Source organism: Wenyingzhuangia sp. IMCC45574 (assembly GCF_054182685.1).
The window spans coordinates 3,926,164-3,951,762 of the sequence record NZ_CM135169.1 but is presented as its reverse complement, the minus strand read 5'-3'; the positions used below and the strand labels follow the sequence as shown (position 1 = coordinate 3,951,762).

The window sequence follows — 25,599 nt, the reverse complement described above, 5'->3', positions numbered from 1 at the left end:
TCTAATAACAACGAGTGGACTATGGGAAAACTTCCAAGCCCACTCGTTGGATTTAAAGCCTGTTAAACAGTTTGCCTAAGTAGTACACCTTGCTCTGGTAATAGCACAAAGTTACTTTCCCTATACTTGCATACACCACACAAATAATTGGTGTACACCAAGCAAACAAATGGCCTACACAAAACAAACAAAGGGTGTGCACCAAATACTTAAATGGTGTACACCAATTTCACAAAAAACACGCTGCTCTTTGGCAAAAACAAAAGTGCCAACAATTAAATCTTAATTATTAGCACTCTTGGTATCACTTAGGCAACTTGTTTACTTTACTGTTACTACGGTATAATCACTAAAACGTCCATCTTTGGTAGTAACCCAAACTTTTGTATTTCCTTTAGCTACAGCACTTAGTTTTCCTTCCTTACTAATGGTTACAACTGCTTTGTTTTCTGATTTCCAAACAAGTGGTGCATCTTTGTAAGTATTATTTACAATAGTCGCTTGTAACTCACTTATTTCACCCGGCTTAATTTCTAGCACCGGTTTACTAACTTTTACAACCTGAATTTGGTCTCCTTTTGCAATCTTTCCTTTGTAAAAACCTCCTCCTTTGGTAGCCAACCACATTTCTGCAGGGTTGTGTAAATCGAACTTTACGTCTTCTATTTGATGTGGAATGACAATGTTCTTGTTTACTTTTTCCCATGTTAGCCCTCTGTCTCTACTTAAAAACACTCCTGGGTTTTTAGCTAAAAACTTGGTAGTAACCACCAATAAATTATGATCGTAAGGAGAAACAGCAAAACATTCTGTTGCCGGATACTTAAATACCTGTTCCCAGTGTTTTCCAAAATCATCAGAATACCAAACTCCTGCTCCACCTCCACGGTAACCCGTGGTAATATACATACGGTTGGTATGATCAAAAGTTACAAACTGTACCCCTTCTACCTGGCTTGGAGTTTTTACTTCTTGCCATGTTTGTCCTCTATCTGTAGAATGATACAGACCGCCATTAGACAAGGGCATTCTATAATTGTGTATGTTTTTTTGTGCCGCTACAAACAACGATTTTCTAGACGGATCTCTAGGATCAAACTGTACATCGTTAATTCTTGCTGGCGATGGCAATCCTTTGTTGCACTGCTGAAACGTTTTTCCATTGTCTTTAGACATAAAGAAACCTCCTTGATGTCCTTTTTTAGGGTTTACAATAATGGTGATTCCAAAATATAGGTAAGATGGATCTATAGGATCTATCAACAAACCATTGGTATAAAAATCGTCCAACCACTTATTGGTTGCAGGAGTTGCAACTCCATGTCTTTCCCAATGCAATCCTCCATCGGTACTTTTAAATAAGTATTGTTTCTTTGCTTGTCTGTTAGAAGTTGCATAAACTGTTTTGGCATCGTAAGGATCAAACACCAAATTACTTACCGTTTCTTGCGCACTCTCTATAAATTTTAAAGCAATTTCTCCTTGGTATTTTTCCTTTTCTGGTATCCAAAGATTGTGTTCTCCAGAACCTAGCAAAGTAGTTTCAAATCGTTTGTCTTGTGCAATGGTTAAAGCAGGTAAATTACTATTTCCTGTTCCTATAATTCCACCTGTTGGAGTTACATTCTCGTCTACCTGAGTCCAAGACTCTCCCCTATTGGTACTCAACATTGTACTATGATCCGAAATTATCATAACACTTCCGTCTACTCCTACATCTAAACCACGCATAGAGCGCAAGGCATAATTTTTACCAAAACGCATGTGCGGAGAAGAATGTCCTACTTTCATATTTTGGTGCGTAGGATTCCCCCTAGCATCCCAATAAGCTTTGTCCTTTTCCCATGCCTCCTGATACAAACGAGCTGTACTTACCCATTTCTGCCCAAAATTTTCTGTTTTCCACAAACGCCCGGGCATAATAGATTTCCCTATTTGCGGATCTGCAAAACCTAAATACACAACTCCTTCTTTACTTGGGTCTGCACTAATCATGTTAAAACGTTGCAATGCATTTTTTGGCAATTCAGGGTATAAGTTTCTTGCTTTGTTCTTAGAAATACCAAGCCATTTAGACAAGTACAAGTAATAATTGGCAGGTACTCCTCCAGACAATTGGTTAATGTCTAAATACAAATCTCCTGTAATGTTTTTCCAAGACACTCCTTCGTCATTAGAAAAGAAAATTCCCCCTGTACATTTTGTGGTTTTACCATTAGGTACGTATTGCGTTTGGTCTACCACAAACAACTGAAACATACCTGTTTTAGCGTTGTAATAGAAGTCCATGTCCATAATAATATTATTGTCAAAGGTTCCCGTAATTTGCTTCCACTTTTTACCTCCATTCTCCGATTTAAACAAACCGTAATTAGAAGCTGCAAACAATTGTTTGGCATTTTTAGGGTTTACAATAATTCTACACACTTGTACGTTAGCAGGTAGTCCATTTGTTATTAAACTCCACGTTTTTCCTCCATTTTTTGTTTTCCACAACTTACCAACGTGCATAAATTTTCCTCCGGCTGCACCCCTTGGATTTTTTGCTGTAATTTCTTTTAAAGAAGACATCCAATCTTGCTGACGGACATTTCCTCCCCCAGCTACATACCAAACCTTTTCGTTGGTAGGATCTATAGTTACCGCAGCTACTTTTCGTCTCCAACCATCCTTATCAGTACCATCTGTATCTTGTTTGTACCAAGGACAATATTTTACAATGTTCCAAGTTTTTCCCAAATCGCGTGTTTGCCATAACTGAGATGATGTTAAGGCCAAACCAAATTTTGCATTGGTATTGGCATACTCCAAATCTCTTAGGTGATAAAAAGAAGCATCTCCATCGGGGTCTGTTATACCATACCAACTCTTACCATTGTCTTGGGACTGATAGGCATTCCACATATCTGGACATTGGGTAATTAATTTAGGAATGGTAGGATGGTACCTCATTAAATTGGTAAATCCAGCATTTCCTGGCGATACCTGTTTCCAAACAACTCCATTGGTAGAGCTTACCTTTTCTGTTGCTAATTTTCTAAAAAACTTGTTTTGTGCTGTTATAGAAGTGCTTGTTACCAAAACAAACAAAACCCATAACCTTGTAACTAAATGTTGCATTTGTCCTATAGGTATGTAAAATGATTCTGTAACAAATTTAATTTTTCCAAGTCTCCACTTGGGATACAAATCGCCAACTCTGTAGTACTAGCAATTAGTTTTTTACTTTATTTAATAGAAATACCTATACGTTAAAGCATAGACAACCGAATTATTTAGCCCTAAGTTGTTGATTTTTTAATTTTATTTGATGAGAATTAGTCAGTTTACTTGCGTACTTTTGAACCTAGAATTTGAATATCATGTTGAAAGAATTATTAAGTAAAATAGATGCCAAATTATTAAGACGATTTGGTTATTTCTTAGGAGGAGTTGCTTTGGGTTTTGTTGCACTAAGCTATATTAACGATCAGAAAGGAACTACGTTTGATTACGGTCCAAATGCTAGAACATTAAAGCAATTACGACTGCGTAAAACTTTAGTAATTAACAATGCTGCACAAAGCACTTTAGATGCTTATCATTTAGACTCTATGGATATTCAATATGCCTTACACAAAGGAGATGTAGATTTTTCTAAGAGCAACCCTAGAGTAAAACCTTGTCCAGATTATTGGATTGATATCACTATTGGAAAAAAAGAAAATGAAAAAGTAGTTACAAACGACTTTGCCTTTATTTTTGAAAGATGTGACTCTATTGCAACCTTAAAAGAAATTAAAGTAATTGAATAATACATAGAGATGGCCAACTACACTTTAGAAAACGACTTCTTAAAAGCTACTTTTACAACTGCTGGTGCAGAATTAATCAGCTTAAAGAGCAACCAAGGAATTGAATATATATGGAACGGTGATGCTACCCACTGGGGAAGACACACTCCTGTTTTATTTCCTATAGTTGGAGGCTTAAAAGACAATACCTTTTTTGTAGAAGGAGAAAAGTTTGAAATGAAACAACATGGATTTGCCAGAAATAGTGAATTCAACGTAATTTCTCAGACAGAAGACAGCCTAACTTTTGAGTTGACTGCGAACAGTGAAACCCTAAAACTATATCCTTTTGACTTTGTATTACACTTAGAGTACACACTAAGTAGTAAAGGTTTAAACACCAAGTACACTGTTAAGAACCCAGCCAACAAAGAATTAATTTTCTCTATTGGTGCACACCCTGCATATACCTGTCCATTTGAAGAAGGTCAGACCAGAGAAGAATACATGTTAGTTTTTGACAACGATGCTGCTCCAGAATCTCAATTATTGATTGACGGAAGTAGAGACGGATCTACCTTAGAAGTATTTAACCAAGGAGGTCTGTTAGATTTGCCTAAAACCATTTTTGACCACGATGCTCTTGTGTTAAATCCAAATCCATTCCAAGAAGTATCTTTTGTGCACGAACCTACAGGAAAAACCTACATGAGTGTAACTTTTAAAGATTTCCCTTATCTAGGAATTTGGTCGGCCAATGCAGAAGCACCTTTTATTTGTATAGAACCTTGGCATGGAATTGCAGACCATATTGACCATAACCAAGAACTAAAAGACAAAGAAGGGATGATTTCTTTAGCTGCTAAAGAAGAATTTACTTGTGAGTATTTGGTGACTATTGCCTAACTTGTAACTATGAAAATGATTGCAATAATTGTCTTAGTCATTCTTTTTGCTGCGGTAATGTTCTTTTTTAAAAAAGGAAATACTACTAGCATTAAAAACAACCAAGCTACTACTACAGGGGTGGTAATTGAAGTATTTAATAGAGGAAAACTCCCTTTTTGCACATTTAAGTACAGTGTAGACAACATTACCTACACTAAAAAACAAGAACTACAAAAACAAGCCAGCAAGCATGTTTTAAATAAGACCTTTCAGGTTTTGTACGAAAAAGGAAATCCTAACAACGCAATCCTAAAATTTAAGTAGAACAAGAACGCTATACGCATTAATAGCGCTCTTGTTTTAGTGTTTTAATATCTGCTATTAGCTGATTTACAGCCGTTTTATTCAAACCATTGTATATTCCTCTAATATGTCTGTTCTTATCTATCAAAACAAAATTTTCTGTGTGTAAAAAATCATCGTCTGTCGCTTTTACTCCAAAATCTTCTTCAACAAAATAAGCTTTTCTTCCTAAGTTATAAATTTGTTTTCTACTCCCTGTAGCCAAATACCACTTACCCGAAACAACTCCCTTTAGCTCTGCATAGCTCTTAAGGGCAGGAACAGAATCTAATGTTGGAGTTACAGAATGAGACAGCAACTTAACTTCGTTGTCTTGTAAAAAAGCATCTTGTATCATTCCCATATTAGAAGTCATTCTAGGGCATATTCCAGGACAAGTAGTAAAGAAAAAATCCACCACATAAATCTTATCCTTAAAAGTTTTCTCCGTTAGCTCTTTCCCATTCTGATCTATTAAATAAAAGTTAGGGATTTTATGGTAAGAGGCCAACTCTTTTTCTGATACATTCCAATTGGGAGTAAAACTAGCTTCCTTATAATAAGGCAACTTAGACACCCTACTACCTCCATTGTTAGGCGATTGCTTACACGCAATAATGAATAACAATACACCTAAGATTATATTATTTCTGTACTTTCTCATTTTCTACTTTGTAACACATGTTAGCCCCTAAAAGGCCAAAAATTCTTCCGTTTACAGCCTCGTAATTTGCATACAGTATCCCTGTTTTTCTCCAAGCTTTTTGGATTCCGTATTCTTGCCCATAACGCAAATTTCTTTCTTTTTGTTTTTCTCCTGTTCCGTACCAAATATGCTGCTTACCATGAATAACTCCTTTAAAATAAGTAGCTTCACTTTGCAGCTGGCCACTTTTGTACCATATTTTAGTTAGTCCTTGTTTTCTTCCATGAATGTACTGAGTCTTGTAATTTACCTTACCATTGTCGTACCATCGCACAGCAGGTCCATGTTTTATACCCTGCTGATAACTCACCAAAGCTTTTACACGCTTTCCATTTGCTAAGTACGACTTTGCAACCCCAGTAAACAAAATACCTTTATACAGCATAAAACCATTTTTAGGGTTTCTTTTCAATTCAGAAAACGCAACCTCTACCAAATCCTGCTCTTTACGTACTTCTTTTGTTTGACAAGCGGCAAACCACAAACAACACAGTGCTACTATTTTAAGATAAAATTTCATACACAAGCTTTAAAAAGTTATGGTCTCATACCTGGTGTATTCCCTCCAGAAATACGGTAAGGTGTTCCTTGATAATCTCCAGTGAAATTTACATAATACGCTCCATATATGGTGGTATTCCCTATGTGATAGTGGTATTCTGCTTCTGTAGTATGTTGCGTAATAGCCACATGTCCGTTAGAACTATCTAAATCTGTAGGATAAGTTCCTGTAGCATGACATTTTCTCCCGTACAAGAAAAAACCATCTGCAATTACTCCAACTAAGTTCGTATCGTTATCTGTAAAAGCAGTAGGTTCAAAATGATAATGATAACTACTTGGACCTGTATGTGCACCGTTATAATCTAACCCAGAAGAAACGTTTTCTGTTATCTGCACATTACCAGCCTCATTCTGATTGTAAATTACCGCTCCACTTTTAGCAATACCAATGGCACCTAAACTAGTAGCCGTTGTTTGGGCAGCTTTTACTGGAGTAGCAGCAACTTGTAATTCAAAAGTACCTTCAAAATTATCTATATAGCCAGGAGACATATTCGCTCTTGTTGCTACTGTTGGATTTACATATAAACGATGTGTAGGAGACCAATAAGGAGACGTATGGTCTGGCAAACCGTTTGTCTCTATAGAAACAGTTGTATTGTTTAAAAGTACAATATCTACATTTGATGAAAATTCAGAAAAAGCTTTGTGCAGACTTGCATCCACAGTACCTTCATCAGTTTCTTCTGTATTATCGGTATTATCAGTATTATCGGTGTTCTCTGTGTCTACAGACGATAAAGTGTCATCGTTACTACAAGCGGTAAAAACGAATAAAAAAGAGAGTAAGATATAAGATATATATTTTTTCATTGTAGTGATTTTTAAGGTTCTATATAACTAAAACCGTTAAATAACTACAAACCCTACCCTAGGCTTCTAAATCTTTGTAATACCTTTCTTTAATTTGCTTTACAGAACCAATAGATTTCTCTATCCATTCTCCGTACAATTCTTCTTTTTCCTCTTCAGATAATTTCCAATCTAAATCAGACTGTCTTAGCCTATCTGTAGTGTTTTGTAAGGTAATAGCTGCAGCTACAGAAACATTTAAACTTTCTGTAAAACCTACCATGGGTATTTTTAAATAACCGTCTGCCATCTCCATTAAAGAATCGGAAACTCCGGTGCCTTCTACTCCAAAAACAAAAGCAGATTTTTTGGTAATATCAAAATCAGAAATAAAAGAAGACTCTTCATGAGGAGTGGTTACAATAATCTGATATCCATTCTTGCGCAAAGCAGCTACACAGTCCTCTGTATTGTTTTCATGATTCTTAAAACGATGAAAGTTAACCCATTTTTGCGCTCCCTTACCTACTCCATTAGAAATATACGCTCGGTATTTGTTTTCTATGGTATACACATCCTGAACCCCAAACACATCACAACTACGAACCACAGCACTCCAATTGTGTTTTTGAAATAAATCTTCTAACACCACTGCAAAATGTCTGGTACGTTGGTCCAATACTTTTTTAAAGTTCTCCTTACGCTCTTCGGTAACAAACTCTTCTAAATATGCTAATAAATCTTTATCCATTTTTATTGTTGATTCGTTTTTTGTGGAATCGTTTATTCAATAATTTGTCAATCCACGTACTTGTACTAAATATCAATCTAATCAGACTTAACCAATAGACAAATCAATATTTAGTTCACCAATTTTTCAAAATTCTGATACAAGGCTCCTTCTTTATTAATACTAGCTCCTTTTAAAATCAAATCGAATATTTCTAAGTTGCGTTCTTTAGCGTACTTTTTAGCTCCCTTAAACAATTCAAACTGTTCGCTCTTAGGATTATTTAACAAGGTCTGAATCCCTTCTTGAGAAGTTAAGTCTATCGCTTCACTATTAGACTTGATCATTATTCTTTGAATTACCCCATCTGAACAACAAAACAAATTGATACTCGCCTTAGAAAAGTGCTCAATATACTTTGCTTTTGTCAAAACATCTTCCCAAACCATATCGCTAAAAATATTCAATTCTTCGTCTGCCATTGCTGGTTTATTTTCCTTGATATCGTTCCACTCTTTTACATCTATTTGCTGACTCGCTAAAAATTTAGCAAACTCTTCGTGTAACTCTTCTAATTGCTCTTTGGTAAGTTGAATGTATTTCATGATTACTAACTACTACTTTCTGTTGTTATTTATATCTCTAATCAGGCTGCAAAAATATGAAAATAAGGAAGATGGCAATCATATAGTATCAAAGAACATGTTTTATCATATACTATCCCTTGCTATCCATTCAGAAATCAACAAGAAAAACGCTTGTAATTCCTTTTTACAAGGTATACATCAACTTTTATTAGCATATCTGTTTTATTACTGTTCCTCTATAAATCCTTTCATAAACTCATCTTTCAATCTCCTTAAATAGAATATATTAGTAGGTATTTAACCAACTGTTTTTCAAACAGTTTTACTCCTAAATTTAAAATAAATGCATTTACGTATTAGTTGCTATTTAAGTTTTGACATTGCAATGCCAACTCCATTTATTTTAATGCTAAGACCCCGAAGCGGGGGACAACAATGGGTGGAAAAAGACGAATATAAAATTACTCCTAGCACTCCTGTTTTTGAATTTACAGACCATTACGGAAATCTATGTCAACGTTTAATTGCCCAACCAGGATTGTTTTCTATTACCACTACTGCCGACGTAATTACATCTGACATTACTGACCAAGCTTTTGATGCTCCGTTTGTTGAAATTCAGAACCTACCAGAGTCTGTGCTTTGTTATTTGTTGCCTAGCCGTTATTGTGAATCTGATTTTTTTAACGAAATGGCCTATTCTATTACCAACAATCACTATGCTGGTTACAATCAAGTACATGCTATAACAGAATGGTTGCGCAACAACATTCAATACATACCGGGCAGTAATAACGAACCTTTATCTGCCATACAGGTTAAAAACAGGGAATTTGGAGTCTGTAAAGATTTGGCTCATTTGGGCATTGCTCTTTGCAGAAGTTTAAGCATTCCGGCAAGGATTGTAGTAGGGTATTTACACGGGCTAGAACCTATGGATATGCATGCTTGGTTTGAAGCTTATGTAGGAAATAGATGGTATACTTTTGATGCTACACAAATGAATACCGCTGCAGGATATGTAGCTCTAGGCTACGGAAAAGATGCAGCCGATGTAGCTGTATTCAACCAGTTTGGGCTTTCCGTTTTTCCTACCGAACAAAAGTTTAATGTAGAATTTTTTTCTTCTCCTTCTCCAGGTAATTATTGGACATAAAAAAAAGCTCACTAGTATTAGTGAGCTTTTATTATATTTTGGAATTTAGATTATTTCTGTTCTCCAACAATTTCGAAATCTAAATCTGCAGTTACAGTTCTGTGTAAACGGATAGCAGCAGTGTATTTTCCAGTTCTTTTAATAGATCCTCCAGCAATTTTGATGAATTTTCTATCAATTGAATGTCCAGCTTTTTCTAAAGACTCAGCAACATCGATGTTGTTGATAGAACCAAATAATTTAGTTCCTTGACCAACTTTAGATGAAATTTTAATCTCTAAACCTTTAATAGCTTCTGCAGTTGCAGTTGCTTCTTCTACTAATTTAGCTTCTTTATAAGCACGTTGCTTTAAAGTTTCAGCTAATACTTTTTTAGCAGACTCAGTTGCTAAAACAGCTTTTCCAGCAGGAATCAAAAAGTTACGTCCGTAACCATTTCTTACCTCTACGATATCGTCTGCGAACCCTAAGTTCTCAACGTCTTGTTTTAATATTACTTGCATGATTGTCTACTTATTATTTTAATAAATCACCAACATATGGCATTAATGCCAAGTGACGAGATCTCTTGATCGCTTGAGCCACTTTACGTTGATATTTTAAAGAAGTTCCAGTTAAACGTCTTGGTAAAATTTTACCTTGCTCGTTTACTAAATACATTAAGAAATCTGCATCTTTATAGTCGATGTACTTGATTCCTTTTTTCTTAAATCTACAGTATTTAGCTTCTTTCTTAGTTTCAATGTCTAATGGAGTTAAGTATCTTACATCTCCTTTAGAACCTCCTGATGCTTGTTGATCGATTGATGCCATAATTACTTTGCAGATTTTAAGTTAGACTTTCTTTTCTCAGCCCATGCAGCAGCGTGCTTATCTAACTTTACAGTTAAGTAACGCATAACGCTATCGTCACGTCTAAATTCTAATTCAAATGGAGAGATAATTTCTCCTGAAGCTTTGAATTCGAATAAGTGGTAAAATCCACTTTTTTTCTTTTGGATTGTGTAAGCTAACTTCTTTAGCCCCCAATCTTCCTTATGCAACATTTCGGCACCTTTAGAAACCAAATAGTCCTCGAACTTTTGTACTGTTTCCTTTACCTGAGTTTCAGATAAAACGGGATTCAAAATGAAAACAGTTTCGTAATGATTCATAATGATTGTATTAAATTAATTTTAAATCGGCTGCAAATATAGCAATTCAAAATCGTTTCACAAAATTTGAACCCTGCTAAACCTTTGTTTTTTTCAACCTCGAAATCAGTTGTTTGTAGAGTAACGTAATGTTTTCTGACAATTTTAAACCTACAACCACCCACAAATAAATTCCTATAACCAACGTAGACTCTAGTAAAATATTTAAAACAGGATGGAGTTTAAAATTTACATAATAACTTAAAATTGTAAGTCCAAAAATAAAGAACAAGGCTATCCAAGTTTTAAATGTTGTGGGCTGTATCCCAAATTTTCTTTTTACGTAGAATAGTTTAATCGTGTTAAAAAGTAACACAACCAACATGGTAGACAATGCTGCTCCATTAATACCGTAATCGCTAATAAAAATATGATTTAGCACAATGACCAACACCGCCATAAACACCCCATAGGGCAATAGTATCTTGTAATACTTAGAGTTAGAAATAATAGCTCCGTTGTTTCCTAAAAACATATGGTACAGTTTTGCTATGGAGATCATTACTACAATCCAAAAACCTCCTGTGTATTTTGCAGGCAATAATAAGTATAAAGCATCTATGTTTCCAATTACTAAAATAAAAATAGCACCAGAGGCAATTAATAAATTGATGGATGTTTTTTTATACAACTCTAACACCAATTTATCATTCTGCTCGTTTAATGCTTTTGCAGTTAACGGCTGTACTATTTGAGCCATTGCTCTACCAGGTATTTCTATAATTGTTCCTATATAGACCGCTACAGCATAAAAAGCTACTTGTTCTATCGCTTCTTCATGTTGCGGAATCATAAACTTATCTATATCTAGTAAAATACTTGCGGCAGACCCCGCTAGTAATATGTAAAGACAATACTGAATTATTTCTTTAAAATTAGAAGGTAGCTTAAATGAAAATTTAGGGGTGTATTGTTTCAACGCATAGCCCATAATTAACAACATCTGCACAAAATAAGCTCCAACAACTGCGTATACAAATTGTGCTTCTGTAATCAAATTAAACCCCACTAAGAATAGCAAAACAAACACCACTACTCTTACAAACAATTCTTTAAAAACATTCCCAACCACAGACTTTAAATGTACTCTTGCCCATGCATAAAACACATCAAAATAGGTAATGCTTATCGTTACCCAATAAATTAAATGTCCGTATTGCTGGGTTAAATCGCTCTTCCCAAAAAACCACTTGCTAATTTGTTCAAAACAAACAACTCCTATAACACCTAACGGAATTATTGCTATTAAAGGCAACCAAAGCATGGTACTTAAAAACCGATCCTTCTCTTCTTTTTCTTTAATAGAGGAAAAAAATTTAACAATACTATAGTTGGCTCCCAAAGCCACTAAAGGTTTTACAATTAACGAGGTAGATAGTAAAAAAGAAATTAAGCCATAATATGCAGTATCTAAATAATACACGTATAAAAACAACGTATTAATAGCACCAAGACCAATGGCTATTGTTAGTGTTAATGTGTTTTTATATGATTCTTTTAGAACAATTCCCATTTCTTTTACTATTGAGTTTCTAGATTTTAGACACTAGAACACGATCCTTAATTATAGTCATCGAACGGAGTAGAAACACATTAGTTCTCCACTCCGCTAGAATACCTTATGCTAATTAAGTAAAATTTTAATCTCTTTATAAATCTCTTCCCCAACCTCGTTTCCGTACAAAGGCAATGAAAAATCTAACTCTTTTGTCGTAAATTCCTTGTATAAGGTTAACATCTTTTTAGCATCTCCCCCTACCAATGCTGCATATCCGTTGGTAACCAACTCTACCCACTCGGTTTCTTTACGAGCAATTAAACATGGCTTCTGATTAAAGAATGCTTCTTTTTGTAAACCTCCACTATCTGTTACTACCAACTCACAGTTTTTTAACAAGGCTAACATATCAAAATACCCCACAGGATCTATAAATGTAATTGGGTAGCTTAAGTTTTGCTTCTCTAACACGGCTTTGGTTCTAGGGTGTAATGGCATTACCACTTGTTTCTCTTGATGAATTTGGCTTAATCCATCAAAAATTCCTTCTAAAACTGCTAGGTCATCCGTATTTTCTTGACGGTGTATGGTACCCAGTACAAATTCACCCTTTGTTAAGTTGTAATCTTGCAGCACTGTTGCTTTCTCTTTAGACAGTTCACTATAATAGGTTACAGCATCTTTCATAATATCTCCACTTTTTACAATTTTGATATCATGATGTTCAAATCCTTCTTTTTTAAGATTGGTAATAGCCGTATCTGTAGGACAAACCAACAAACTAGATATTCTATCTGTTAAAATTCTGTTTACCTCCTCTGGCATACTCATATTATAAGAACGCAAACCTGCCTCTATATGAACCACCTTAATGCCAAGTTTTTGTGCAGCCAAAGCTCCTGCCAACGTAGAATTGGTATCTCCGTAAATAACAACTCCATCTGGCTTTTCATTTACCAAAACCTCTTCTATTCTTTCCAGCATCTGTCCGGTCATAGCTCCGTGCCCAAGACCATTAATATCTAAATTGTATTTAGGATGTGGAATGTTCATTTCATCAAAAAAAACAGCACTCATATTCGCATCATAATGTTGACCCGTATGTACAATTACCTCTTCTATTTCTTGATACGACGTAATGACTCTACTTAACACAGCTGCTTTTACAAACTGAGGTCTTGCTCCTAATATTGTTACTATTTTTTTCAACTTACTTTTTTAAAATTTTAACGAGTTCTTTGGTCAACGCTTTGCGATGATATTGTTCTACTCCTACCGATGTTACTTTTAATTCTCCTTTTTCAAAGGTTTCATACATTTCTAAAAGTGCATTCATCAACTCTTCTACATTGTTAAAACCTACTACAGTACCAGCATTGCTTTTTTCTAAGATACTGGCCAAATCTCCATTCTTTGGAGCGATGGCTAAAATAGGTCTTTGTGCTTGTAAATACTCAAATATTTTCCCTGTAACTATTCCCTTAGCACTTGGCACTTGATTGATTGCCAATAACAATACTTGAGATTTTTGTTGGTACGTGCGTACTTCGTCATGAGGTAAATAGTCTATAAAAGTTACCTTGTCTATTAAACCTAACTCTTTTATACTTTCTTTAACCTCAACAGCTACTTTACCTATTAACTGAACTTTTACATTTACCCTATCTTTTAGCTCGTTTAACGCCTCCCATAAAATCATCGGATTTCTATCAGCATTTAACATTCCAATATGAGTTAAGGTAAACTCTTTATCTAAACTTGTTTCTTCACTTAGTTCACCATCATATCCATTGGTAATTACATGTACATTCTTAGAATAAACATCGTACACCTCTTTCATCGTATCACCAACCACTAGAACCTCATCTGCATTTTTTACTACTTTTTGTTCTAACTCGTGGTGTTTTCTAATAGCCTTATGAGTTAATGGCAATTGATGAAAGTAATCTATATCTGTCCATGGGTCCCTAAAATCTGCTACCCATTTTATATTTCGTTTTTCTTTTAAGCCCAAACCAATCATATGAGTTGTATGTGGTGGTCCAGTAGAAATAATGGCATCTATTGTATGCTTTGATAGGTATTCATCTAAAAACTGAATAGAAGGTTTGATCCAAAACATACGTGCATCTGGAATAAAATAATTGGCACGTATATAAGTTGCTATTTTAGAGGTAATTCCTTTTTGCTTTCCTAAAAAACCGGCACTTGTCTTTACCTTTTTCTTTTTAGAAAACACAGATGCCAATTGATAAGGCTCCCAAATAGGTTGTTTTAGAACTTCAACTCCTTGGGGAATATCTGCTTGTAAAGTCTCGTCTAAAATTGGATAGTCTGGATTCTCCACTGTATAAATAACCGGAGTTACACCAAAGTCTTGTAAATACTTTACAAACTTAAGCCAGCGTTGTACTCCAGAACCTCCGGCAGGAGGCCAATAATATGTAATAATTAAGACTTTCAATTTCGTTCTACTAAGTTTTAATCTTTTATGAGACAAAAAAACACCAATAAAACGAGAATTGAACTAAAAACAAAACTTATCTGATTATTTTTTTCACAAAAAAGTTTCCTTTACTGTCTTGAAGTTTTAAAATTAGTATTTTAGAAGAGAAATCGGTCAAATTAACATCATCAAAAGAAGTAGCCTTATATACTCTCTCTCCTAAAATATTATACATCTCCAATACGCCTCTCTTTTCTTTAGACTCTATAGATAAAATTGAGTTTTCAACCTTTATTTTAATAGTATCACTAAGATTAATATGTTGATCTATACTTAAACTCCCTCCATTGATATACTGATTATACAAATAAGCAACCTCAATCTCTGAAAGTGCTTTATCCCAATATGAAAATTCATCTATTACTCCTTTAAAATAATAAGCTCCACTCACATTAGACTGATCATGCTTTCCAATTACTCCAGAAAGACTTCCATAACTTAAATTACCTCCTGACCCTCCATAGCTTCCTGTAAGTTTTACCCCATCCTCATAAATACTCATGTCTTGAGCTCCCCTTACAACAATCGTAAGAAAATGCCAGGTATCATTTTCTACAACTTCATTCCCTATGAAACTTTGTATAGAAGAAGAAGTATAATTGTAATCTCCGTCTCCAAAACCTAAAGCATATTTACCTGTTGAAGATTGAGTTGTAAAAAATACACCTGAATTATAATCTTCTTCATAAGAAGTATTAAACACTACTCTTTTTGTAGCTACGCTACTTTCGTATTTAATATCAAAAGAAATAGTTACTGGAAGATTCGGTTTTAACGTTGAAATATTTGGAAAGGCAACATAATCATCCAAACCATCAAACCTTAACGCTGTAGAACCTGTAGCTCTACCTTCTGTATACTGACCTGAACCAAATGCAGTACCATGATAATCATTACCACTAGAATCATTTGTATTGGAATCGAACTTGTAATGCAATAACAAGCTTTCATTTAAATTAACCACTTCTTCTTGTTGAGCCTTACTTGAAATAGAACCAACTAAGAAAACCAAAAGTAAACAGGTAATCTTTTTCATCTCTTTTTTTTACAAATCTCTTTTTTTTCTGCAAATAATCTATCTTTTTTTTTTAAAATTTAAATGTATAAGTTATTCAGCTTTAAACTTTCCTTATCCCAATTTTCTTCTTGATGCATTACCGCATTAAAAGCATTTTCTTTTTTAAAATCTAATAAGTCCCCTTCCTTATATATCATTTCTACTTTTTTAAAGAAATCATTCACATCATCGGCTTTAAAGACAAACCCACAATCATAGGTTTCAACAATTCTTTTTAGTGGTTTGCACGAGCTTACCAATAACAAACTCTTACTCATCATAATTTGAAATAGTTTATGAGGAATTGTGTTGTCTGTATGACCGTTCGATTTATGAGGAATAATATTAATATTAGATTCTTGCATAATAGTAGATACTTCCTGAAAAGGTCTATAACCTATAAATTTTACATTTTTTTCTACTTTATACTCTTGCACTAAATACCTTAATCTTTCTTCTACACTTGTGCTTCCTTTACCAATTAGAAAAAGAGTAGCATTGGGTATTTTCTCTACAATTTTTGGCATTGCTTTTATAGCTGTATCTAAACCTCTATGAGGGCCAAAACCACCAACATAAGTTATAGAAAAATCATTAGGAGTTATAATACTTTGTGAAACAGAATTTAAAAAATTTGAAGCAAATTCTTTTTTTTCATAGTTAGAAATTACAATAAGTTTATCTGGATCTATCTTAAAATTAGCAATTAATTTTTGCTTCATTTCCTCTACTACACAAACAACAACATCATACTTTTTACAATACTTCTGCTCTTTGTACGACCATAACTTAGGGTTCATAAAAATCCAATTCTTCAACTTAATTATCGGATTTTTTTTCCATGCGAACCAAGTTTTTAAAGCCTCGGGATAATTCTCATGCATATCTAGAATCACCTTTTTTACCTTAGGTTTAAACTTAATTCCTGTACTCGCTAGTGGTAAATCATGAATATGAAGAAACTCAACATCAAAGTGAGTCATAGCCTCTTTTATTCCTTTATAGAACAGCAAATTCACATTAAAAAAACTTTCAAAAATATCGTGCAAGCCTTTTTTAGTAGTAGCGTAATTTTGCCCTATTCTATAAATAGCAACTCCATTAACAACCTCTTCCTTAACATCTTCTTTTTTACGAGGACAGATTACAACTACTTTTTTTCCTGCTTCTACTAAAGACTCCGCTTCTTTTCGTACTCTAATATCATTTGGATATGGTGCATCTACCACCATTGCTATGTATTTCATGCTAAAAATTCGTTACATTTTTCTAATATACGTTCGGTAGCATTTCCATCCCATAAAAAAGGGACTTCTCCTTTAGGAAAAGTTCCGTTCTCGATTGTATTTAAATGTTCTATTATTTTTTTAGTATCAAAAGACATTAATTTATTGGTGCCCTTGGTAATGGTAATTGGTCTTTCTGTATTATTTCTTAATGTAATACAAGGTATTTTTTGAAAAGTTGTTTCTTCTTGTATTCCACCACTATCTGTAATTACACAAAATGCGTATTTAATTAATTTTTGAAAAGCAAAATAATTTTGAGGAGGCACTATTTTTAAACCTTCCATTGTTTCTAAAACATGGAATAAATTATGTTTTACAAAACTGTTTTGGGTTCTAGGGTGCAGTGAAAAAACAATTTGAGTTTTTTGAGTAATTTCTCGAAACAAGCTAACAATTTTATCTAAACTTTCTTTTGTATCAACATTTCTTGGTCTGTGCATAGTAACCAAAATATATTTTTCAAAATCAAACTTATCTAAAACAGGAGAAGCTTCTATCTCTTCTTTAAAATGAACGAGAGTATCAATCATCGTATTTCCAACTAAAGCTATCTGAGCATCAGTTTTTCCTGCCTTTTTAAGGTTGATTACACCACTCTCTTCAGTAACAAAACATACATCCGAAATCTCATCTGTTAATATTCTATTAATCTCCTCTGGCATTTCTCTATCTAAACTCCTTAATCCACTCTCCACATGTCCCAATGTAACTCCAAGCTTATTGGCCGTTAAAGAAGCTGCCAAGGTAGAATTTACATCTCCCACAGACAACAACATATCTGGTTGGAATTCATTAATTACCTCTTCTAATTTGATTATAATTTCTCCTATTAAACTATTTGGTGTTTTTCCACTAATGTTTAAAAAATAATCTACTTCTATATTGAATTGTTTTAAGAAAATATCCGACATTTTCTCGTCGTAATGTTGCCCTGTATGAACAATTCTTAAGTCTATATTCTGAATTGCAGCTTGTTTTTTAAACTGAGTAATTTTCACAAAATTGGGTCTCGTACCAACTATAATCAAGATTTTTTTCTTCATATCTATTTTCTTTCGGCATAAACTGCATAATATCTGGGAGTAAATGTTCTTAACAAAGGTCTAAAACCAATTTGTTTAATTGGGCTAGTCCATTTTTCTCTAATTTTAATCTCCCAATTTGTTTTTTCCAAGAGCCAATCAAATTGCCAATCTTCAAACTCATGATAATGTCTATCCCACTTATCTGTTTTGCTCCTGTAAGCAGTAGCAAACCATAACCTTAGAGGTATTGTTGTAATTAATTTCTTAGCCTCAACTAATTTTAACAACTCATATGGAGATAATAAATGCTCAAATACCTCAAAAGACGTTACCGCATCTACATTGTATTTATTTACAACCTCTGGAAACTCATCTAAATCTTCTCCTGTGGTATTGTACACAGTATAGCCATTTTCCTCCATAATTTCCGAAAAAGGATTTCTAACTCCTATATCTAAAATTGTAGCTGGTGCAGGTAAAACCTTTTGTAGAAAAGATAAGGTATGCTCATATCTCCTATTTGGCATTTTTTTATACATCTTCTTTTCTTTTGTTGTAATTAACATAAACCAACAAACACAAAATTATAGCAAAAGTTCCATATCCTGCTAAACTTGTAACAGCTCCTTGCTTAATCACCGTTGGTTCAAACTTAAACTCTATGGCATGTTTTCCTTTAGGTACATTCATTGCTCTTAACACATAGTTGGCTCTTACATGCTCTGTTAGTGTTCCATCTACATAAGCATTCCATCCTGGTTGGTAATAAACTTCTGAAAACACAGCCAATTGTGATTTTGTAGCACTGTAATCATACCTTAGATGATTGGGTTCATATTTTGTTAGTTGAATGGTTGCCAACGAATCTTTTTCAACAGCAGACACACTAAATTCACTTGTATTAATAACTACATCTTCTTTAGATCTAAAGTCCGTTAATGCTAAAATCTCTTCATTTGCAGAATTTACTTTGATGATATTATCTACAAACCAAGCATTTCCATTGGCCCTTGGATTCATTTGCACTCCTTTGCCTCCTTTTTCTGATGGTAGAATAAAATATTTAGCGTTTAACATATTTAACACCTCCATATTGTTTTTAGAAATCTGAAAATCTACCAATTCCTGATACCTTCTTAATTTAGCAGCATGATAGCCCCCAATAGATTTATGATAATAAGAGGTAGCTCCATCATTCATAAAGTTAGCAGCAAAGTTTGCTACCCTATAATGTCCTTTATCTTCTAATATTTGCTTATCGATAGCTGATTTTTGGAAAGGCTTTTCCACTTGTATCGCAGGTAAAAAATCATCATCGTTTACATATCTTCTTGCCACTCCCATGGTATCGAACAATAAAGCAAAACCTATAATAGCAATTCCATATTCTTTTTTCAATTTCTCATTGATTAAAGCCCAAACAACACCTCCAACAATCAATATATATAGTAAAGAACGTGTTCCGTCTGCATATAACATATTGCTTCTATCCGCTTGTAAAGCTCCAGAAAAACCTTCTATTTGAGAATCCCAATAAGCATCGTTCCCGCCGATAAAAGAATAACTCATTCCTCCTACAAATACAAAAAGAACAAGCAACACCAACGTGATTCCTCCTCCTAATTTTAAAGCTTGGAGTTTTGTTTCTTTTGTAACTTCTTTTGATAATAATTCTTTTAAAGCCAACATCCCTAACAAAGGAATACACAATTCTGCTATAACTTGTATAGAGGTAATGGCTCTAAATTTGTTATACAATGGAATGTAATCAATAAAAAAGTTTGTTAAAATACTATTGTTTTTCCCCATACTCATAAGTAAAGAAAAAACTACAGCGACAAACAAACCTTGTTTCATCCATCCTTTTACTAAAAATAGCCCTACAAAAAATAGAAAAACAAAAATTGCTCCTATATATGCAGGTGCGGCTACTATAGGTTGATCTCCCCAATAAGTAGGTGCATTTTCTGAAAACCTTGCTGCCTGTCTGGCTCCAATTTTAGAAGCTAAAAACTTATAGGTGTAGGAATCTTCTCCTACATTCTCATTATTACCACCTCCCATAAAACCAGGCACCATTAAATTCATTAACTCTAATGCCCCATAACTATATTCAGTAATGTACGTTTTAGACAATCCAGAAGTTGGCTCTTTGGTATTACCATCTGGTGTTATGGTCAGTTCACTTTTACTACGCGTACTATTAGAAGCATATTCTTTGGTAGCCAACAAACTTTGAGCATTTATAACTAACCCTATAAACATTGCTACCAATACCAGTCCTATTGGTTTAAACGTTTTCTGTAATACACCTTTTCTAAATTGTTCTACCACATAACAAACTCCTATAAACAATAACATGAATCCCATGTAATAAGTCATTTGTGGGTGACTTGTATGTATTTCTAAAGCAGTAGCAACTGTAGTTAACAAAAACCCTAATAAATATTTTTGTTGAAAAAGCAATAAAACACCAGATAAAACTAGAGGAATATATCCAATAGCATGTGCTTTTGCATTGTGTCCTACTCCTAGAATAATAATTAAATATGTAGAAAAACCAAAGGCTAAAGAACCAATAGCAGCTAACTTCCAATCGAACTTTAAGACCGTTAACAACACAAAGAAACCAATAAAATATAAAAACAAATAATCTGCGGGTCTTGGTAAAAATCGAATTAGACTGTCTAACTTTTTTATATAATCATTAGGGTAATATGTACTTAACTGATACGAAGGCATCCCTCCAAAAGCTGCATCTGTCCAATAAGCTTCTTCTCCTTTTTTTTCTCTAAAATCGTTCAACTCTTTAGACATTCCTCTAAACTGAGCAATATCACTTTGAAAAATTTTATCCCCTTTAAGAACTGGTTTAAAATAAAAAAGAGCCACCACACAGAACGTAATGATTACTCCTAAATAAATTCCTAACTGTTTAACGTTAATCTTTTCTTTCAATGTTTCGTTTTTAGAAAATTAATCGACTTCTTCGTAATCCACATACTCCCCAACATCATCTTTTACTATTTGAGAATGTTGCGGCTTTTTATCAATAGTTACGGTTCCTTCTTTTTGTGCTTTTTCTTGGGTCCTATTCATCTTTTGACCTGTCTTTTTCTCTACATATTTCATTAAAAACACAGGAGCAATATACTTCATAAAAAACTTAGAAATATAGTAAAATGCGATAATAAATAGAATTGTCCTCAATAACTGCATAACCTTAAAATTACTTCATAATTTATATTCGATTTCCAAAAATAATAATTTGTAAACGAACCCCACTCTCACAGTTTAAAATATTATATTTACAGCAGTAATTTTCTATTAAAAATATGAAAAGGAACCTGCTTAGCATTGTTTACTGTTTGCTGTTTAGTTATATTTCTAATGCGCAGTACACAAGTGTCATTAACTCCAATAGACCTGGTAGAACCGAAACTCCTTACGCTTTAGGCACAGATGTTTTGCAGTTAGAGAACTCTTTTTCCTATAAATCTGTTAAAACCAACGGATTTAACAACAACACCCTAAACCAACTATTAAATATTAGATATGGTGTTTGGAAAGAAAGATTTGAAGTTAGCTTAATCCATCACTACAAAAACAGATTTAATACTAAAATCTTCACACAAAAGAAGGGAACCCAAAGATTTGCTCTTGGTGCCAAATATTTAGTTTTTGAAAAAAAAGACGAAGACACTCCAGAAAAATACAAAAGCTGGAAAAAACGATATGGATTCTGGAGCAACGGAATTATTCCTTCTGTAGCAGTAGCAGGTTACTTAAACACTCCCTTTTCTAATAGAAACTTCCCAAACACAGGTAAAACATCTTTTTCTCTTAGTTTAATTACCCAAAACAACATCAATAGAAGATTACGTGTTAATAACCAATTCGAATTTAACTACTTAGGCGGAGATATTCCTGAATTTATATATACCGTTTCGTCTGCATATATAATTCAGCCTAAACTTAACCCTTTTGTTGAATTGGCTTATAAAAAGACTCAAGAACACACCACTATTAATTTTGGTTTTGGTACTCCCTATTTAATCAACGAAAACTTTTTGATTTCCGCTTATATGGATACTTCTTTTGGTAAAAATATATTGGGTGTAGAAATAGGAGGAAATATATCTTATCGTTTTGATTGGCATGAAGACAAGTGGGAATACAAAAAAATAAACGAAGAAATAGAGAAAATTAAAAGAGCTGAGGAGTTAGAAAAAGAAAGGGATAAAGAAATTTTAGAAGCAGAAAAAGACAGTACCAAAAAGAGTATTTTCGGAAACTTTTTTAACCGCAAAAAGAAAGATAAAAAAGTGGAGAAAAAGGAAAAGAAAAAAACCTTAAATAGCATTTTTAACTTCCCTAAGAAAGATAAAAAAGCTCCTAAGGATGAAGAGTCTAAAGAAACCTCTGAAACAGATAGTCTGGTAGATCCTAAAAAAGAGAAAAAGACAAAGAAGAAGAAGAAGAAGAAGAAGAAAGACAAAAAGAAGAAAAGTGACTTTTTAACCGACTATTAATATTTATGATATTATCTATTAGTGAACACATAACCTCTACAGATAGCACTTTTATTTTTGACAAAGATGAAAGTAGACATTTGGTAAAGGTATTACGTAAAAAAGAAGGTGACTCTGTTTTTATTACCGATGGTAAAGGAAACTTCTACACAACCGCTATTACCATAGCTAATGAGAAAAAATGTACTGTATCTATACTAAAAGTTGAAACGATAGATAATAACAGACCCTACTATTTACACATTGCCATAGCTCCTACCAAACTAAACGATAGGTACGAGTGGTTTCTAGAAAAAGCCGTAGAAATTGGTATTGATGAAATTACACCTATTATTTGTAAAAACTCTGAGCGAAAAGTTTTAAAAACAGATCGAATGAAAAAAATAATTCATTCTGCTGTAAAACAATCTTTGCAATGCCACATTCCTATTTTAAACGAACCTGTAGCTTTTGATACTTTTATACAAGAACAAGAAGCCAATCAAAAGTTTATTGCACATTGTGAAGATGAAAACAACAAACAATTCTTACAAAATATAGCAAAACCTAAAGGAGATATTTTAACCTTAGTAGGACCCGAAGGAGACTTTACCCCAAAAGAGATAGAAAAAGCACTAAAAAGTGGATTTACCCCCATTACACTAGGACAAAATAGATTAAGAACCGAAACTGCTGGAATTTACATTACCACCGCATTGACAACCTTAGTATAGACAGCTTTATGAAGATTGATGAACTACACCAATTGTTTTTACAACAAAAACAAAACTTTACAACAGACACAAGAAAAATAAAAGAAGGAGCCCTTTTTTTTGCATTAAAAGGAGATCGTTTTAACGCCAACACCTTTGCCAAACAAGCACTAGAACAAGGAGCTTCTTATGTTATTATAGACGAACAAGAATACTATATTAACAAACAAACTATTGTGGTTAAAAATGTTCTTGAAACTTTACAAAGACTAGCATTTTACCACAGAGAACACCTAGGTATACCCATTGTATCTTTAACAGGAAGTAACGGAAAAACAACCACCAAAGAATTAATTAGAGAAGTACTAGCTACGCAATACAACGTTAAAGCAACGCTAGGAAACCTAAACAATCATATTGGAGTTCCTTTGACTTTGTTAAGCATGACTACTGAAACAGAAATTGGAATTGTAGAAATGGGTGCCAATCACCTTAAAGAAATTCAGCTTCTATGCTTTATAGCCGCTCCAAACTACGGATACATCACAAACTTTGGAAAAGCTCACATAGAAGGATTTGGTTCTGAAGAAGGGATTGTGCAAGGAAAATCTGAAATGTACGATTATTTAGCAGGAGCAGACGGAATTGCTTTTGTAAACAAAGAAGACGAAAGACATGTGGAACGCTCTGAATTTTGCACATGTGAGTACTTTTCTCCAATGGACACACCTCTAATAGACTTAACTCCATATGTTAAATTAGCTTATAACGACCTTGCCATACAAAGCAACCTAATAGGTAAATACAATTACAACAACATAGTTGCGGCCATAAATATTGGTCACTACTTTAAGGTTTCTGATGAAAATATCAAAAAAGCCATTGAAAACTACACTCCAGAAAACAATCGTTCGCAAATTATTAAAAAGGACGGTGTACAAATAATTCTGGATGCCTACAATGCCAACCCTACAAGCATGTCTGCTGCTTTAGAAAACTTAGAAGCATTAAACACACCTAAAAAAGCAGTTATTTTAGGAGACATGTTTGAACTAGGAGATACTAGTAAAAAGGAACACAAAGAACTTGTTGCCAAAGTAATTAACAACAACTTTGATGTAACTATTTTTGTTGGAGAACACTTTTATCAGCAAAAAACAGAAGGTGCATTCTTTTTTAAATCTTTTAACGAACTAAAAGAAAGCTTTTCTTTTAGTTTTAACGACCATACATTGTTAATTAAAGGTTCTAGAGGAATGGCTTTAGAAAGAACGTTAGAACTAATTTAAACAAAAACGATCAGCTTAATACAGCCTAAAAACTCATCTTTTTAAAGGTGAGTTTTTTTTATGGCACGCTCTTTGGATTCTAACTTGTGTTAAGTTTCTTGAAATACAGAAATATTGTTTCACTAAAAACAGCACACCATGAGAAAAATATATGTATTATTCGCTATTTGTTTTTTAGCCATTGGCTCTACATACGCTACAACAAATCATCACAACACAGACAAACCATTCGTTTTTATAGAAAATAATGTTGAGTATGCGGTCTTTAAAAATGGAGATTTTGATTTTAACGTGATAACACCTAGAAGTTCTAATGTAAGTGTAAATACTTCTTGCATAAGCTTTAGTTTCAACACAGGTCACAACTACACTCCCTACATTGCCAGAAATAGCTTTGGGGAAATTATACAAATTAACCGAACACCTATTTATTATGACTACAGAGGTAGAGTAAATCAAATAGGAAATGTAAGGGTTAACTACAACAGCTACGGTTTTGTAAACTCTATTGGTAGTTTGCAAATCTACTACAACAATAGAGGAGTTTACAACAGGTGCAATGGATATGTTAATGTTAGAAATAGACATTACAAGCCTTACTGCAATACCTATATACACCCTAGAGCGCAAAGAAAAATTATAAGAAACAGAGCCAACTACAATAGTACAACTCGTTATTATAATAGAAAATACTCTTACACGCCTAGAACCAACAGACCTAAATACTCTTCTAAACGTTACGATTATAGACCAAGGGTACAGCAAAAATCTAAAGACAGATCTAGAAACAAAGCAAATACCAGGCAAAAGCAACAGGTAGAACAAAAAAGAAACCTAAAAAAAACGAATACAAGTACCAGAAGTAATAACAGGAAAAACAAGGATAATTACAACACTGTTACCTACACCAAAAGGTCTAACAGCAATAGTTACAGAAGATAAGAAACAAAAAAGCTAGCCTTTCGGCTAGCTTTTTTAAT

The 25,599-nt window shown here is 33.7% G+C and carries 26 protein-coding genes; 8 read left to right on the top strand and 18 right to left on the bottom strand.

Features of this window, described 5'->3' with window-relative positions; genetic code table 11:
- Positions 1-321 precede the first annotated feature (321 nt).
- Positions 322-3,120: a VPS10 domain-containing protein gene (locus ACXHHC_RS16885; RefSeq protein ID WP_458227540.1), complete on the bottom strand. Its 2,799-nt coding sequence runs from the start codon at positions 3,118-3,120 to the stop codon at positions 322-324.
- A 242-nt stretch (positions 3,121-3,362) separates the two neighbouring features.
- On the opposite strand from ACXHHC_RS16885, the gene ACXHHC_RS16880 reads away from it, so the two are divergent.
- The 3 genes from ACXHHC_RS16880 to ACXHHC_RS16870 are packed head-to-tail and all read left to right on the top strand — an operon-like array spanning position 3,363 to position 4,985.
- Positions 3,363-3,794 (top strand): DUF4258 domain-containing protein, encoded by a 432-nt coding sequence (locus ACXHHC_RS16880; protein WP_458227539.1) that lies wholly within the window; start codon positions 3,363-3,365, stop codon positions 3,792-3,794.
- 9 nt (positions 3,795-3,803) lie between these two features.
- Complete coding sequence (locus ACXHHC_RS16875; RefSeq protein WP_458227538.1) at positions 3,804-4,679, top strand: aldose 1-epimerase family protein; 876 nt, start codon at positions 3,804-3,806, stop codon at positions 4,677-4,679.
- A 9-nt stretch (positions 4,680-4,688) separates the two neighbouring features.
- Entirely contained in the window at positions 4,689-4,985 is a 297-nt protein-coding gene (locus ACXHHC_RS16870; protein WP_458227537.1) for a hypothetical protein, read from the top strand.
- A gap of 19 nt (positions 4,986-5,004) precedes the next feature.
- Here the strand turns inward: ACXHHC_RS16870 and ACXHHC_RS16865 are convergent, their stop codons facing one another.
- The 5 genes from ACXHHC_RS16865 to ACXHHC_RS16845 all read right to left on the bottom strand — a co-directional run bounded on the left by ACXHHC_RS16865 (position 5,005) and on the right by ACXHHC_RS16845 (position 8,400).
- Positions 5,005-5,667 (bottom strand): SCO family protein, encoded by a 663-nt coding sequence (locus ACXHHC_RS16865; RefSeq protein ID WP_458227536.1) that lies wholly within the window; start codon positions 5,665-5,667, stop codon positions 5,005-5,007.
- A complete protein-coding gene (locus ACXHHC_RS16860; protein WP_458227535.1) occupies positions 5,648-6,229 on the bottom strand; it encodes a toxin-antitoxin system YwqK family antitoxin in 582 nt (193 codons plus the stop codon). The genes ACXHHC_RS16865 and ACXHHC_RS16860 overlap by 20 nt, the downstream gene beginning before the upstream one ends.
- Before the next feature lie 17 nt (positions 6,230-6,246).
- Positions 6,247-7,086, bottom strand: coding sequence for a YHYH protein (locus tag ACXHHC_RS16855; protein ID WP_458227534.1), 840 nt, complete (start codon positions 7,084-7,086; stop codon positions 6,247-6,249).
- Between the two features lie 58 nt (positions 7,087-7,144).
- On the bottom strand, positions 7,145-7,816 hold the full coding sequence (locus ACXHHC_RS16850) for a TrmH family RNA methyltransferase (RefSeq protein WP_458227533.1): 672 nt from the start codon (positions 7,814-7,816) through the stop codon (positions 7,145-7,147).
- Between the two features lie 110 nt (positions 7,817-7,926).
- Positions 7,927-8,400: a DUF6495 family protein gene (locus ACXHHC_RS16845; RefSeq protein ID WP_458227532.1), complete on the bottom strand. Its 474-nt coding sequence runs from the start codon at positions 8,398-8,400 to the stop codon at positions 7,927-7,929.
- 325 nt (positions 8,401-8,725) lie between these two features.
- Between ACXHHC_RS16845 and ACXHHC_RS16840 the strand changes: the two genes are divergently transcribed.
- On the top strand, positions 8,726-9,538 hold the full coding sequence (locus ACXHHC_RS16840) for a transglutaminase domain-containing protein (protein WP_458227531.1): 813 nt from the start codon (positions 8,726-8,728) through the stop codon (positions 9,536-9,538).
- Between the two features lie 50 nt (positions 9,539-9,588).
- On the opposite strand, the gene rplI is transcribed toward ACXHHC_RS16840, so the two are convergent.
- From rplI to ACXHHC_RS16780, 12 genes are all read right to left on the bottom strand, one after another.
- Positions 9,589-10,041, bottom strand: a complete 453-nt coding sequence (gene rplI / locus ACXHHC_RS16835; protein WP_458227530.1) for a 50S ribosomal protein L9 — start codon at positions 10,039-10,041, stop codon at positions 9,589-9,591.
- Between the two features lie 13 nt (positions 10,042-10,054).
- Positions 10,055-10,351: a 30S ribosomal protein S18 gene (gene rpsR / locus ACXHHC_RS16830; protein ID WP_458227529.1), complete on the bottom strand. Its 297-nt coding sequence runs from the start codon at positions 10,349-10,351 to the stop codon at positions 10,055-10,057.
- A 2-nt stretch (positions 10,352-10,353) separates the two neighbouring features.
- A complete protein-coding gene (rpsF, locus tag ACXHHC_RS16825) occupies positions 10,354-10,692 on the bottom strand; it encodes a 30S ribosomal protein S6 (RefSeq protein ID WP_458227528.1) in 339 nt (112 codons plus the stop codon).
- A 76-nt stretch (positions 10,693-10,768) separates the two neighbouring features.
- Positions 10,769-12,244, bottom strand: coding sequence for a lipopolysaccharide biosynthesis protein (locus ACXHHC_RS16820; RefSeq protein WP_458227527.1), 1,476 nt, complete (start codon positions 12,242-12,244; stop codon positions 10,769-10,771).
- A gap of 111 nt (positions 12,245-12,355) precedes the next feature.
- Positions 12,356-13,438, bottom strand: coding sequence for a non-hydrolyzing UDP-N-acetylglucosamine 2-epimerase (gene wecB / locus ACXHHC_RS16815; RefSeq protein WP_458227526.1), 1,083 nt, complete (start codon positions 13,436-13,438; stop codon positions 12,356-12,358).
- A 1-nt stretch (position 13,439) separates the two neighbouring features.
- A complete protein-coding gene (locus ACXHHC_RS16810; RefSeq protein ID WP_458227525.1) occupies positions 13,440-14,693 on the bottom strand; it encodes a glycosyltransferase family 4 protein in 1,254 nt (417 codons plus the stop codon).
- A gap of 76 nt (positions 14,694-14,769) precedes the next feature.
- Positions 14,770-15,771: a LamG domain-containing protein gene (locus ACXHHC_RS16805; protein WP_458227524.1), complete on the bottom strand. Its 1,002-nt coding sequence runs from the start codon at positions 15,769-15,771 to the stop codon at positions 14,770-14,772.
- A 59-nt stretch (positions 15,772-15,830) separates the two neighbouring features.
- Positions 15,831-17,039, bottom strand: a complete 1,209-nt coding sequence (locus tag ACXHHC_RS16800) for a glycosyltransferase family 4 protein (protein ID WP_458227523.1) — start codon at positions 17,037-17,039, stop codon at positions 15,831-15,833.
- Positions 17,036-18,124, bottom strand: a complete 1,089-nt coding sequence (wecB, locus tag ACXHHC_RS16795) for a non-hydrolyzing UDP-N-acetylglucosamine 2-epimerase (protein WP_458227522.1) — start codon at positions 18,122-18,124, stop codon at positions 17,036-17,038. The genes ACXHHC_RS16800 and wecB (ACXHHC_RS16795) overlap by 4 nt, the downstream gene beginning before the upstream one ends.
- 2 nt (positions 18,125-18,126) lie before the next feature.
- Positions 18,127-18,645: a methyltransferase gene (locus ACXHHC_RS16790; RefSeq protein WP_458227521.1), complete on the bottom strand. Its 519-nt coding sequence runs from the start codon at positions 18,643-18,645 to the stop codon at positions 18,127-18,129.
- Positions 18,638-21,064 (bottom strand): YfhO family protein, encoded by a 2,427-nt coding sequence (locus ACXHHC_RS16785; protein WP_458227520.1) that lies wholly within the window; start codon positions 21,062-21,064, stop codon positions 18,638-18,640. The genes ACXHHC_RS16790 and ACXHHC_RS16785 overlap by 8 nt, the downstream gene beginning before the upstream one ends.
- An 18-nt stretch (positions 21,065-21,082) precedes the next feature.
- Positions 21,083-21,265 (bottom strand): DUF4834 family protein, encoded by a 183-nt coding sequence (locus ACXHHC_RS16780; protein WP_458227519.1) that lies wholly within the window; start codon positions 21,263-21,265, stop codon positions 21,083-21,085.
- A gap of 176 nt (positions 21,266-21,441) precedes the next feature.
- Between ACXHHC_RS16780 and ACXHHC_RS16775 the strand changes: the two genes are divergently transcribed.
- From ACXHHC_RS16775 to ACXHHC_RS16760, 4 genes are all read left to right on the top strand, one after another.
- The gene (locus ACXHHC_RS16775; RefSeq protein WP_458227518.1) at positions 21,442-22,638 is read left to right on the top strand and encodes a hypothetical protein; all 1,197 of its coding nucleotides are present in this window, start codon (positions 21,442-21,444) and stop codon (positions 22,636-22,638) included.
- Positions 22,639-22,643: 5 nt separating this feature from the next.
- A complete protein-coding gene (locus ACXHHC_RS16770; RefSeq protein ID WP_458227517.1) occupies positions 22,644-23,351 on the top strand; it encodes a 16S rRNA (uracil(1498)-N(3))-methyltransferase in 708 nt (235 codons plus the stop codon).
- Between the two features lie 8 nt (positions 23,352-23,359).
- Entirely contained in the window at positions 23,360-24,619 is a 1,260-nt protein-coding gene (locus tag ACXHHC_RS16765; RefSeq protein ID WP_458227516.1) for a UDP-N-acetylmuramoyl-tripeptide--D-alanyl-D-alanine ligase, read from the top strand.
- Between the two features lie 138 nt (positions 24,620-24,757).
- Positions 24,758-25,561, top strand: coding sequence for a hypothetical protein (locus ACXHHC_RS16760; RefSeq protein ID WP_458227515.1), 804 nt, complete (start codon positions 24,758-24,760; stop codon positions 25,559-25,561).
- Positions 25,562-25,599: the final 38 nt, after the last annotated feature.

What these genes read in the sequence shown, in the direction of transcription:
- ACXHHC_RS16885 (WP_458227540.1), bottom strand. Translation starts at nt 3,120, where the DNA reads ATGCAACATTTAGTTACAAGGTTATGGGTTTTGTTTGTTTTGGTAACA.
- ACXHHC_RS16880 (WP_458227539.1), top strand. Translation starts at nt 3,363, where the DNA reads ATGTTGAAAGAATTATTAAGTAAAATAGATGCCAAATTATTAAGACGA.
- ACXHHC_RS16875 (WP_458227538.1), top strand. Translation starts at nt 3,804, where the DNA reads ATGGCCAACTACACTTTAGAAAACGACTTCTTAAAAGCTACTTTTACA.
- ACXHHC_RS16870 (WP_458227537.1), top strand. Translation starts at nt 4,689, where the DNA reads ATGAAAATGATTGCAATAATTGTCTTAGTCATTCTTTTTGCTGCGGTA.
- ACXHHC_RS16865 (WP_458227536.1), bottom strand. Translation starts at nt 5,667, where the DNA reads ATGAGAAAGTACAGAAATAATATAATCTTAGGTGTATTGTTATTCATT.
- ACXHHC_RS16860 (WP_458227535.1), bottom strand. Translation starts at nt 6,229, where the DNA reads ATGAAATTTTATCTTAAAATAGTAGCACTGTGTTGTTTGTGGTTTGCC.
- ACXHHC_RS16855 (WP_458227534.1), bottom strand. Translation starts at nt 7,086, where the DNA reads ATGAAAAAATATATATCTTATATCTTACTCTCTTTTTTATTCGTTTTT.
- ACXHHC_RS16850 (WP_458227533.1), bottom strand. Translation starts at nt 7,816, where the DNA reads ATGGATAAAGATTTATTAGCATATTTAGAAGAGTTTGTTACCGAAGAG.
- ACXHHC_RS16845 (WP_458227532.1), bottom strand. Translation starts at nt 8,400, where the DNA reads ATGAAATACATTCAACTTACCAAAGAGCAATTAGAAGAGTTACACGAA.
- ACXHHC_RS16840 (WP_458227531.1), top strand. Translation starts at nt 8,726, where the DNA reads ATGCATTTACGTATTAGTTGCTATTTAAGTTTTGACATTGCAATGCCA.
- rplI (WP_458227530.1), bottom strand. Translation starts at nt 10,041, where the DNA reads ATGCAAGTAATATTAAAACAAGACGTTGAGAACTTAGGGTTCGCAGAC.
- rpsR (WP_458227529.1), bottom strand. Translation starts at nt 10,351, where the DNA reads ATGGCATCAATCGATCAACAAGCATCAGGAGGTTCTAAAGGAGATGTA.
- rpsF (WP_458227528.1), bottom strand. Translation starts at nt 10,692, where the DNA reads ATGAATCATTACGAAACTGTTTTCATTTTGAATCCCGTTTTATCTGAA.
- ACXHHC_RS16820 (WP_458227527.1), bottom strand. Translation starts at nt 12,244, where the DNA reads ATGGGAATTGTTCTAAAAGAATCATATAAAAACACATTAACACTAACA.
- ACXHHC_RS16805 (WP_458227524.1), bottom strand. Translation starts at nt 15,771, where the DNA reads ATGAAAAAGATTACCTGTTTACTTTTGGTTTTCTTAGTTGGTTCTATT.
- ACXHHC_RS16800 (WP_458227523.1), bottom strand. Translation starts at nt 17,039, where the DNA reads ATGAAATACATAGCAATGGTGGTAGATGCACCATATCCAAATGATATT.
- wecB (WP_458227522.1), bottom strand. Translation starts at nt 18,124, where the DNA reads ATGAAGAAAAAAATCTTGATTATAGTTGGTACGAGACCCAATTTTGTG.
- ACXHHC_RS16790 (WP_458227521.1), bottom strand. Translation starts at nt 18,645, where the DNA reads ATGTATAAAAAAATGCCAAATAGGAGATATGAGCATACCTTATCTTTT.
- ACXHHC_RS16780 (WP_458227519.1), bottom strand. Translation starts at nt 21,265, where the DNA reads ATGAAGTATATTGCTCCTGTGTTTTTAATGAAATATGTAGAGAAAAAG.
- ACXHHC_RS16775 (WP_458227518.1), top strand. Translation starts at nt 21,442, where the DNA reads ATGAAAAGGAACCTGCTTAGCATTGTTTACTGTTTGCTGTTTAGTTAT.
- ACXHHC_RS16770 (WP_458227517.1), top strand. Translation starts at nt 22,644, where the DNA reads ATGATATTATCTATTAGTGAACACATAACCTCTACAGATAGCACTTTT.
- ACXHHC_RS16765 (WP_458227516.1), top strand. Translation starts at nt 23,360, where the DNA reads ATGAAGATTGATGAACTACACCAATTGTTTTTACAACAAAAACAAAAC.
- ACXHHC_RS16760 (WP_458227515.1), top strand. Translation starts at nt 24,758, where the DNA reads ATGAGAAAAATATATGTATTATTCGCTATTTGTTTTTTAGCCATTGGC.